Source organism: Streptomyces sp. NPDC059477, assembly GCF_042749375.1.
Lineage (GTDB): Bacteria > Actinomycetota > Actinomycetes > Streptomycetales > Streptomycetaceae > Streptomyces.
Window position 1 is genome coordinate 57579 of sequence record NZ_JBHYUG010000043.1, and the last position, 10430, is coordinate 68008.

A 10430-nucleotide genomic window follows, 5' to 3' on the forward strand; every position below is an offset into this window, starting at 1 on the left:
TTTCGCTTACACGTTCCGTACGGCTACTCACGGAGGTGACAATTTCGGGGCCCGGGGGAGCTGACGTCATGTCATTTCATGAGCGTCGGGAGGTATGGCCTCTTGACGGCACGTGCACACGCATCAACACTGACTCCGACAGGCAGGGGTGGGACGACCTCAGGACCAGAGAGGCTGACCCTGCGATGTCCAGACTGCTCGCCGCATCACTGACCGTCGTGGCCGCCGCCGTGCTAGCCGTGGCCGCCGCGTTCGGCGTCGTCGCGCTGCTCGAAGCCACGCCCGAGCAACCGAACACACCACTGATCACCTACGAGCAAGCAGGTCAGGGGAGCTGAGCCGTGACCACCCGCCCGGCCGTCGCCCCCGCCCTCACCCCCCGCTCCGCCTGGCACGACGTACCGCGCTTCCAGGTGCGCCGGTTCGCGTCGATCGCCCTGGCCGAGGCCCCCGGCCTGGCCGAGGACATCATGCGGGAGATCCGCCGCGAGTACCCGCATCTGCCCGTCGTGCTGGACGAGAACGGCGAGCCGATGGCGCTGGTCGGCATCCGCCGCGCCATCGAGGTGTTCGTCCAGCACCTGGAGAAGTCCGAGGGCCGCCCCACGGTCCCGCCGGGCGTCTTCCACGACTTCGGCCGGGGCGAGGGCCTGGGCGGGCGCAGCCTGGACTCGCTCCAGGCCGTCTACCGCATGGGCGTACGCCTGGCCTGGCGCCGCTTCGCCGACATCGGGCAGCGCGTGGAGATCCCGCCACCGGCGATGTACGAGCTGGTGGACGCGGGGTACGAGTATCTCGACGGCCTGGTCGACCAGTCGGTACGGGGGTACGCCGAGGCCGCGGCCCGGCAGGCCGGGGAACGCCTGCGCCTCCAGCGCCGCCTGATGGAACTCCTCCTCGTCGAACGTCACCGGGGTGACCCGGCCGAGGCGCTCGCGGAGCGGGCCGCGCGGATCGGCTGGCCGCTGCCGCGGAAGGTGGCCGTGGGGGTGCTGCTGCGCCCGGCGCGGGAGGCGGTGGCGCCGGCCGTCGGTCAGGGCGTGCTGCTGGACATGGAGTACGAACAGCCGCGCATGGTGGTGCCCGAACCGGGGGCCGCCGGGCGCAATGAGCTGCTGCACCGGGCGCTCGCCGGGTGGGCGGGGGCGATCGGGCCGCCGGTCGCGCTGGCCGACGCGGCGAAGTCGCTGCGCTGGGCGGAGGCGGCGGTACGGCTCATGGAGCGGGGGTTGCTGCCGGCCGGGGAGGTGCTGTTCTGCGCCGAGCACACCGAGGCACTGGTCCTGCTCCAGCCCGAGGAACTGATCGACGACCTCGCCCTGCGGGCGCTGGCGCCCCTGGTGCACTGCGGCCCGACCCATGGCCGCCGCCTGGCGGAAACCCTGCTGGCCTGGCTGGAGACGCGGGGCGGGGCTCCCGAGGTGGCGTCCCGGCTGGGCGTCCATCCCCAGACCGTCCGCTACCGCCTGCGCCAGATCCGTGAACTGTGGGGCGACGAGATAGACAACCCGGACCGCCGCTTCGAACTGGAGCTGGTGCTGCGGGCGCAGCGGCTGCGGGGCCGACTCGGCGAGTCGTAGCTGCCGCCGGCTTGGGGCTGCGGCGGCGGTTGTTCGGCTGCGGGTGGGTGGGGGCTGGTCGCGCAGTTCCCCGCGCCCCTGGGGGCGTTGGCGTGCCGCCGGTGCGGTGTCAGGCTGCGGGCAGTTGCCTTGTCGCTGCGGGTGGGTGGGGGCTGGTCGCGCAGTTCCCCGCGCCCCTTGGGGCGTTGGCGTGCCGCCGGTGCCCCGCTAGCCCGCGAGCAGCCGCCCCGCCCCCCGTCAGACCGCAAGCAACCGTGCAGCCCCCCGTCAGACCGCAAGCAACCGTGCAGCCCCCCGTCAATCCGCGGGCAATCGTGCCGCCCCCGTCAAACCGCGGGCAGTCGCCCCGGGCGCTCCGTTGGTCCGTGGGTAATCGTGCCTCCCCCAGAGGGACCCCCGGGCGGCACGGGTGGGTGCGGGCGGCACCCTGTTCTCGCCGGGCTGCGCATCCTGCCCCGGTCACCCGCACCCACCCGCGCGCTCAACGACCCGCGCCCTCGTCCCCCGCCCCGGCAACCCCCGTGCGGTCCAGCGCGCGCAGCACCCCCCGCTCCTCAGGGGTCAGCGGCGGTCCCGCCAGGGGCGGCAGGGGTGAGCCCAGCGTCGCTGCCAGTACCGCGCCCGGGCGGAGCAAGCGGGCCGGGCCCGCCGTCATGCTGGTGACATCCCACAGTGCGGACGCCGCTACGTACGACCCCGTCGCCGCCCCGGTCAGGCGGCGCGAGTACGCCGCTGCCAGGCGGTCGGCGAACCCGGGGCCACCGCCACGCGCCTCCGGGTACCAGACGTCCTGGCTGACGGCCATCGTCCAGGCGGCGTCCACCGTCCGGGCCACCCCCCGCTGCACCCGCCGCGCCAGCTCCGGCGCCGTGAGCCCCGTACGCCGTACCTCCTCCGACAGCACCCGCGCGCCGAACGCGGCGACCGACATGCCCTGCCCGTACGCCGGGTTGAAGGTGGCGACCGCGTCGCCGAGGACCACGAAACCCTCGGGCCAGCGCCGTGCCTTCTCCAGGTACCGCCGGACATTGCTGGTGCTGTGGCCGATACGGACGTCCGTGAGCGGCTCGGCACCGGAGATCAGCCGGCCGACGATGGGATCGGGCAGATCGAGCGTGTACCGGAGGAACCCCTCCGGGTCGGCGGGCGGCTCACCGCCCCGGGTACCGGCGAGGCTCACCATCCAGCGGTCCCCCTCGATCGGCAGCACCATCCCGCTGCGCCCGGGCCGGGACGCGTACGGGTCGGCCTGCACCATGGTGAGCGGGAAGCGCTCCGCGCCGGGCGGGGTCCGGTAGACGCGTGTGGCGTTGACCAGCCCGGCGTCCACGGTCCGCTCGGTGATCCCGGAGATCCCGATCAGTTCGAGCCAGTTCAGCACCCGCGACCCACGCCCGCTCGCGTCGACCACCAGGTCCGCCGTGAGGTCCTCACCATCCTCGCCGGACCCCGACACCCGGACGCCCGTCACCCGGCCCCCGTCCCCCAGCAGCCCCTCCACCCGACCCCGGCGGATCTCCACCCGGGTGCTCTCCACGACGGCCTGCCGTACCGTCCAGTCCAGCAGCGCCCGGGTGCAGGTGATCATGTGCGGCCCTTCGTGCCGCCAGCGTCTGAGCCAGCCGTGCGGGGTGAGCGCCACCATGCCTCTGCCCAGGGATATCTCATGGGCGCCCGCGGCCAGCAGGGTCTTGCGCAGCCGCCCGCCCGGCACGAGTTCCTCCATCGCGGCGATGCCCCCGGCCATCAGCAGATGGGCGTGGTGTCCCTGCGGCAGCCCCCGGCGCTGCTCCGGCCCCTCGGGCAGCTCGTCGCGGTCCAGCACCAGCACCTCGTCCACGACGCCGTCCAGGGCCGCCGCGGCCAGCATGCCCGCCAGCCCGGCACCGATGACGACAGCTCTACGCGACATGGGACGCGACATGGGACTCCTTAAGGATCAGAATCAGCCATGGTTGAAGCCATGGGAAGTCCTCACGGTACCTTCGCGCGCTGTGTCGGAGACCGGTGACTGCCGTACGGCGTGGGCCAGTTCGACCAACCCGCTGCTGTCGGAGACCTCGGTGGCGTAGAGCCGGTACGTACTCGGTGGTTCCAGCGGCTGCTCCCGCGCGGCGGCCCGCCGCGCGGCATCCGTGAGCATCGCCGCCTCCGCGGTCATCCGCGCCTCGTGCGCCGAGCGCCCGGCCCGCACCGCGCTGTCCCGGACCCGCTCGCGCACGCCGTCGTCGAAGTAGGGCGCGAGCGCCAGCAGCGCGTCATGGATGGCGACCTCACGCCAGTGCAGCCGCTGCCGCGGCGACTGCCACCAGCCGCCCGGCGGCCGAGGCGCGACGGAGACCGACCGCACCCGCGTCCACAGGGGCCGCAGCCTGCGGTGGTCGCCGAGACAGCGCCAGTGCGCGCGGGCCGGCGGCAGCAGCCGGGGCAGGGTGAAGCCCGCCGAGCACAGCAGCGCGGCGAGGGAGGCCATCGGCGGGGCCAGCGACGTGGACAGGAAGTCGAGGTCGCCGCCCGCCCAGCGCGCCGCCACCGCCGTGTACTTGGCCAGCTGGAACCCCACCAGGTCCACCGCCGAGCCCGCCATGATCAGCAGCAGCCCGGTGCGCAGCAGCCCGGTGACCTCACGCAGCCACTTCAGGCACAGCGCGCACATCACCACCGTCGCCACACCGTGCCCGACCAGGTAGAGCACGGTCATCTCGCGCATGAACGGGGTGGTGGCGTAGTACGTGTCGAGGTCGGCGAGCCGCTCGACATCGGCGTCGGCGTGCACGAAGAGGACCACGATGACGACGATGAGCGCGCCGTAGGCGGTGACACAGCGCAGCACCGTCCGCCGGACCCGCTCGGGTGGCCCGCCCCGCCAGTGGATCAGCAGGATCAGCAGCGAGCAGCTGTACGCGGACAGCAGCCCGTAGGTCAGCGGCGCGCCGAAGTTGGGGACGCCCGTGAGGTCGTTGACCACGGCCAGCGTCATCGGGGCCGAGCAGACGAACACCAGGGCGCCCAGGGTGATGGACATACAGGTCGAGACGGTCAGCGGATTGCGCGTGGTGGCGCGGGGCCGCCGGAACAGCACCGCGGCGGCCAGGGCGAGCAGTGCCGCCGCGAGGTACACCACGAGGCTCATGCGCCGCGCCCCTCGCGCAGGCCCTCGCCGCCCCGCGGCTGCCCGCCCCACCCCCCGCTCAACGGCCCGGCCCCGGCCGCGTTGAGCGCGCCGGCCTGCGCCGCCGGAGCGGCCCCGTCGGCGGCGAGTGCGCCGAGGCGGGCGGCGGCGACGAGGGGGGAGGTGGCCAGGGCGCGGGCGATGGCGACCAGGGCGCCCGCGGCGGGGCCCTCGCCGGGCAGGCGTCCGGCGTCCGGGGGTGTGTCCCCGCCGCGTTCGTCGTGGGCGGCGGCGGCGATGACGGCCGCCCAGGCGGTGGCCTCGGCCCGCCGGGGATCGCCGGTGGCCCGCAGTTCGGCGTCGAGGGCGCGGTCGTACAGCACCCGGTCGAAGAACGCGTCCAGATAGCTGAGCGCGTTGTGGATGCTGGTCTGACGCCACATCAGCCGGGTGCCGGGCGCCGCCCAGCGCGGGCGGGCCAGCCGCAGCGACCGCCGGGTGAGCACATCGTCGAGTTCGCGTTCCAGCGGGGCGAGCCGGGCGTACGTGCGCCAGGACGCGAGCCAGCGGGTCAGCGCGGGCCCGGCCAGCGGGATCAGTACACCGACGGAGGTGACGAAGGCGCCCAGACCGGCCGCCGCGCGCGAGACGTCGGTGTCCAGCGCGGACCAGTCGTGGCCGAACCAGCGGGCCGCGACCGCGGCGAGCTTGGAGAGGCTGTAGCCCGAGGCGCACAGGGTGCCCATGCCGAGGATGATCAGCCCGGCGCGCAGCCAGCCGTGCACCTGGCGGGCCCAGCGCAGCGACGAGACGGTGGTGAAAGCGACCGCGACGAGATGCGCGACCAGGTACAGCACGATCATCTCGGCGATGAAGGGGGTGGTGGCGTAGTACGTGTCGAGGTCGGTGCGGCGCTCCACGGGGGCCTCGCCCAGCGCGAACGTCACGGCGATGCCGAGCACCACGAACGCGTAGGCGACGATCCAGCGCCGGGAGATCCGGTGCGTTCGGGGCCCGCCCCGCCAGCACACCACCAGCACCTGGGAGGCCGCGCTGTACGCGGTGATCGTCGCGTACGTCATCGGCGCGGCCAGGTTGGGTATCCCGCTCAGGTCGTTGATCGCGCCCACCGTGGGCGGCGCCCCGAGCACGAAGGACAGCCCGGCCAGGGCCAGAACCGCGCAGATCGCCCGCAGAAAGGGGTCCTGGGGGTGACGGAGCAGGTCCGGCAGCTTCACCGCGAGGCCGAGCCACAGCATCGCGCAGCTGATGTAGTTGACGAGGCCGCTCATCCCCGGTTCCCCCGGTAGTTGAGGGCCGCCCCGATCCGTCCGGCGAGCCCCGCCGGGCCGTCGTCGCCGTCCGGGTCGGGGGCGGGCGGCGACTCCAGCAGGGTGCGCAGCCGCTGCCCCATCAGCATGCCGAACCGGTCGGCCTCCTGCTCCTCCGCGAGACAGAAGTCGGTGCGCAGCGCGGCCGGGGCGTCAGCGGTCGCCGCCGGGTGGGGTTCGCGGTGCATGTGCCACACCTCGTGGCAGAAGATCACGATCTGGTGCCAGACGGCGGCCCGCCGGTCGACCACGATGTCGTCGCGGGCCTCCCGGTTCAGCCACAGCCCGCTGGCGGTGTGCGGCGGGAACACCTCCCGGTGCAGCACGACCTCGCGCCCCCGCCACTGCCCGACGGCGGTGACCAGTGCGGCGAACAGGGCCTCGGGGTCGGCCGGCGCGGGTGCCGGCAGGGACGCGATGAGGGCGTCGGCGAGCCGGCGCATCTCCTTCTTCGTACGCACGTTTCTTCCCCGGGGTCGTCTGGTCGTTCGGCGTCGCTGTGGTGGTGGGGTCACTCATGGCGGAAGGTTCCGCCTGGCTCCGTCACGCTCCGCGCGGGGGCGATGGTGCGCGAGCGTACCCCCGCGAGAGCGCGGACGAGGGGGCGCCGCCGCGGTCTCCGGGCCACCGCGGCGATCTCCCGGAGCGGATCGACGACGTCCTTCCGACGGCGAATCACGGCACCGAGCCCGGTGGCGGCGACCACCCGCCCGCACCCGCCCCCGAGCACCCGGCCGCCACCAAGCCGTGGGGCGCGGGTGGGTGTCGGCGGCAGCGGATTGCCGTCGGGCGTCGGCGACCGTGGGTCGCGCGCGGGCGTTGGCGACCGCGGGTCGCGGCCGGGTGGCGACAGCCGTGGGTCGCGCGCGGGCGTCGGCAATTGCGGGTCGCGCGTGGGCGTAGGCGGCAGCGGGCTGCGGCCGGCCGGCGACAGCCATTCGTCTCGGGCGGGCGGCGGCGACTGCCGGTCGCGGGCGGGTGACGGCAGTTGGTCGTGCGTGGGCGGCAGCGATTGCGAGGCAGGGGTGGGTGGCGACAGTTGGTCCTGCGCGGGCGGCAGCGATTGCGAGGCACGGGTGGGTGGCAACGGCCGTGGGTCTTGGTCGGGCGGCGGCGGCAGTCGGTTGAGGGAAGGCGTCGGCGACTGCGGGGCGCGGGCGGGGCGGTGTGGTCCCGGGTCCTTCCGGAGCCGTGGGACGGCGGGCGTCTCGGTCGCCGACACGACGAACGGCACGGGCGTGGTGGTCCGGGCGGACGGGCCGTGCGACTCGCCCGTGAGGGCGGTGGGATCCAGCGCGAGCGCGCCCGCGATGCTCATCGGACCCCCTTCTCACCGCCGTCCGGCAGGTTGTCCGAGGTTACGCGGCTGGAAGTGTCCGCGTCACGCGCGTGGCCCCCGATGACCGGCCCACCGCCAACGGTACGGCCGGAAAGCGCCGTTGCCCGGACGGCCCGGTTCCGTGCCGGATACGGAGCTGAGCGGCCGGACAGGGGCGGCCGGAGCCGGGTCCCGCGCCCCGGTGGCCGTCGGCCGAACCCGGTCCCCGTACCCGGTCGGCCAGATGTCCTGTTCTCCCACCGGCAGCGCACCGCACCCGGCCGTGAACCCACCCCCCACACCGCACCGCCGGGCCGACGACGTGGCGTTCCGGCCAGTCACCGGCCAGCCACCGGTCAGTCACCGGCCGGGCCGCGGCGCACCGCACAATGGGCACATGAGGATCTCGGCTAGGGCGGACTACGCGGTGCGGGCGGTACTGGAACTCGCCGTGCGGGCGGGCGGTGACCCGGTGAAGGCGGAGACGGTCGCCGCCGTCCAGGACATCCCGCACAAGTTCCTGGAGGGCATCCTCGGCGATCTGCGGCGCGGCGGCATCGTGGAGAGCCGGCGCGGCGGGGGCGGCGGCTACCGTCTCGCCCGCGACGCCGCGAAGATCACGGTCGCGGACGTGATCCGCACGGTCGACGGCCCGATCGTCTCGGTCCGTGGCGAACGCCCCACGACCCTCACCTACACCGGCTCCGCGGAGCCGCTCCTCCCCCTGTGGATCGCGCTGCGCGCCAACGTCCGCAAGATCCTGGAGGGCGTCACGATCGCGGACATCGCGGGCGCGTCCCTGCCGGAGCCGGTCCGGGAACTGGCGGCGGACCCGGCGTCCTGGATCAATCCGTGACCGGCGCCGGGCCGCGCATTGGTAGCGTCGGAGACGTCCCGCCGCGCCCGCCGGGCCGGCGTGCCGACCGACCGAGAGAGACCTGATGCCTCCGACGATCCGCAGGGCCGTGATTCCCGCCGCAGGGCTCGGTTCCCGTCTGCTGCCGCTGACCAAGGCGACCCCGAAGGAGATGCTGCCGGTCGGTGACAAGCCGGTCATCGAGCACACCGTGCGGGAGCTGGTGAACTCCGGCATCACCGACATCACGATCGTCGTCAGCGGGGGCAAGTCCCTGATCCAGGACCACTTCCGGCCCAACCCGGGCCTGGTGGACCAGTTGCGCGCCGACGGCAAGACGGCGTACGCGGACGCGGTGGAGGAGGTCGCCGGGCTGGCCCGCAGCGGCCACATCACCTACCTCGACCAGTACGGCCCGTACGGCAACGGCACCCCCGTACTGAACGCCGCGCGGTCCTTCGGCGACGAGCCCGTCCTGGTGCTGTGGCCGGACGACGTGTTCGTGGCGGAGGTGCCGCGCGCCCAGCAGCTGATCCGCGCCTATGAGCAGACGGGCTGCCCGGTGCTGGCGCTGCTGCCGATGGACCGGGGCGAGTCCCAGCGCTACGGCGTGCCGATCGTGAAGGAGGACCTGGGCGGCGGACAGCTCCGCATCACCGGACTGGTGGAGAAGCCCAAGCCCACCGACGCGCCCTCCGCGTACGCGGCCATCGGCGGCTATGTCATCACGCCGGGCATCGTGGACGAACTGCGCGAGCAGACCCGCCGCTGGTACGAGACCCGGGAGAAGGGCAAGCCGGTCGGCGAGGTCTATCTGACCGACGCGATCAACGCGTACGCCGCCAGCCGCGCGGTCTACGGCCAGGTCATCAGCGGCACGTGGTACGACACCGGCAACCCCGCCGACTATCTGGTGGCCCAGATGGCCCACGCCCTGGCCCACCCCGAGTACGGCCCGCTCCTGCGGGACCTGGTGCACCGGCTGGACAGCCCGGCGCCCGCCGACGACTGAGCCCTCGGCGGGCGACCGAGCCGCCGGACGGCGGTGGCAGCGGCTAGCGGGACGTCCGCGCTCGCAGCCGGCCACTACCGCCGGACGGCACCCGGCCTCAGTTCCAGCCGATCACCTCGAAGTCCTCGTTCACGAACACGTGGTGCGGCCAGTTCACGCTGATGTTGTGGACCTCGTACTCACCGTTGGCCAGCTCCACCACCCGGTCGTTGACCCCGCCGGGGACGACCTCCTGCGCGGCCTTGACCGCCTTGTCGGCCACCGTGCCGCTGAGGATGGTGCCCTCGCCCTCGGTGTACGCGGGGATCTCGCCCACCGACTGGTCGGGCGACGGGGTGCCCTTCTGGAACTCGATCACCCCGGCCGCCTCGGCGGCGGCCACTCCGCCGTCGCCGTTGGGCTGGACCGTGACCTTGGTGGCGTCGATGGTCGCGCTGTCGACCGTGCCCAGCACCAGGACGCTCTCGCCCGTCTTCACCACCTTCTCGGTCGCGCTCCGGCTGCCCTTCGCGTACCGGGTGGACGACGACTCGGTCACGGTGACCGTCACGCCCGTCGCCGTCGTGAAGGTGAAGCCGTGTTTCGAGGTCGTCGCGACGATGCCCGTCGCACCGCCCGCCGACGGGTCCGCCACCGCGCCGCCTTCCGGCGCGGTGGGCGTCGGGGACGGGGTGACATCCGCCAGCACCGCCGAGGTCGTGCTGCCGGACGGCGCCGCGGACGCCGCCGACGTACCGGCGAATCCGGCAACCGCGCAGGTCAGCCCGGCGGCGACGATCGCTCCGCCGGTCCTCCTGGTCAGCAACCGGCGTGCGCGCGGGGGGCGTACGCGCACGTCGGTCGTCGTGGTTGCCGGCGCCGACTGCGCCGGGGTGGCGTTGGTCGGGTCGTAGTCGTTCATCGGGTCTCTCCTTCGTGGATACCCCCGGCTTGAGCCGGGGGAGGAAACGAAGCTCCTGCGGAGCGGGGCAGGGAAAGCCGGTTCGCCGCCAGGGCGTACCGGCGTCCCCCCACTACCCGCACCTCGTCACAAGCTGGTGGGGTAGTGTGTGAGCCGTGAGGGCTACCCATGTGAAGCGGGCGTTCAAGTACCGCTTCTGTCCGACCGATGCGCAGGCAGCGGAGCTGTCGCGCACGTTCGGCTGTGTGCGGAAGGTCTACAACCTGGCTCTCGCCGCACGCACGCAGGCGTGGGCGCGGCAGGAGCGGGTGAACTACAAC

The 10430-nt window shown here is 73.8% G+C and carries 10 protein-coding genes; 5 read left to right on the forward strand and 5 right to left on the reverse strand.

Annotation, left to right across the window (positions count from 1 at the left end; translation table 11 throughout):
* Window positions 1-185: 185 nt before the first annotated feature.
* Entirely contained in the window at window positions 186-338 is a 153-nt protein-coding gene (locus ACFXAZ_RS22005; protein ID WP_384593707.1) for a hypothetical protein, read from the forward strand.
* A 3-nt stretch (window positions 339-341) separates the two neighbouring features.
* Window positions 342-1580, forward strand: coding sequence for a helix-turn-helix domain-containing protein (locus tag ACFXAZ_RS22010; RefSeq protein ID WP_384593710.1), 1239 nt, complete (start codon window positions 342-344; stop codon window positions 1578-1580).
* A gap of 481 nt (window positions 1581-2061) precedes the next feature.
* Here the strand turns inward: ACFXAZ_RS22010 and ACFXAZ_RS22015 are convergent, their stop codons facing one another.
* The 4 genes from ACFXAZ_RS22015 to ACFXAZ_RS22030 are packed head-to-tail and all read right to left on the reverse strand — an operon-like array spanning window position 2062 to window position 6484.
* Entirely contained in the window at window positions 2062-3492 is a 1431-nt protein-coding gene (locus ACFXAZ_RS22015) for an NAD(P)/FAD-dependent oxidoreductase (RefSeq protein WP_384593713.1), read from the reverse strand.
* 33 nt (window positions 3493-3525) lie between these two features.
* Window positions 3526-4713, reverse strand: coding sequence for an MAB_1171c family putative transporter (locus ACFXAZ_RS22020; RefSeq protein ID WP_384593716.1), 1188 nt, complete (start codon window positions 4711-4713; stop codon window positions 3526-3528).
* Entirely contained in the window at window positions 4710-5984 is a 1275-nt protein-coding gene (locus tag ACFXAZ_RS22025; protein WP_384593719.1) for an MAB_1171c family putative transporter, read from the reverse strand. Before ACFXAZ_RS22025 ends, ACFXAZ_RS22020 begins: the two co-directional genes overlap by 4 nt.
* The gene (locus tag ACFXAZ_RS22030; RefSeq protein WP_384593722.1) at window positions 5981-6484 is read right to left on the reverse strand and encodes a toxin; all 504 of its coding nucleotides are present in this window, start codon (window positions 6482-6484) and stop codon (window positions 5981-5983) included. The genes ACFXAZ_RS22025 and ACFXAZ_RS22030 overlap by 4 nt, the downstream gene beginning before the upstream one ends.
* Window positions 6485-7738: 1254 nt before the next feature.
* On the opposite strand from ACFXAZ_RS22030, the gene ACFXAZ_RS22035 reads away from it, so the two are divergent.
* Both ACFXAZ_RS22035 and ACFXAZ_RS22040 read left to right on the forward strand, forming a co-directional pair.
* Window positions 7739-8197: an RrF2 family transcriptional regulator gene (locus ACFXAZ_RS22035; RefSeq protein ID WP_384593725.1), complete on the forward strand. Its 459-nt coding sequence runs from the start codon at window positions 7739-7741 to the stop codon at window positions 8195-8197.
* Between the two features lie 85 nt (window positions 8198-8282).
* Window positions 8283-9209, forward strand: a complete 927-nt coding sequence (locus tag ACFXAZ_RS22040) for a UTP--glucose-1-phosphate uridylyltransferase (RefSeq protein ID WP_384593728.1) — start codon at window positions 8283-8285, stop codon at window positions 9207-9209.
* Between the two features lie 97 nt (window positions 9210-9306).
* Here the strand turns inward: ACFXAZ_RS22040 and ACFXAZ_RS22045 are convergent, their stop codons facing one another.
* Window positions 9307-10110, reverse strand: a complete 804-nt coding sequence (locus tag ACFXAZ_RS22045) for a hypothetical protein (RefSeq protein ID WP_384593731.1) — start codon at window positions 10108-10110, stop codon at window positions 9307-9309.
* Window positions 10111-10265: 155 nt separating this feature from the next.
* Between ACFXAZ_RS22045 and ACFXAZ_RS22050 the strand changes: the two genes are divergently transcribed.
* Window positions 10266-10430: helix-turn-helix domain-containing protein (locus ACFXAZ_RS22050; RefSeq protein WP_384593749.1), on the forward strand; the 165-nt coding region annotated here is incomplete at its 3' end.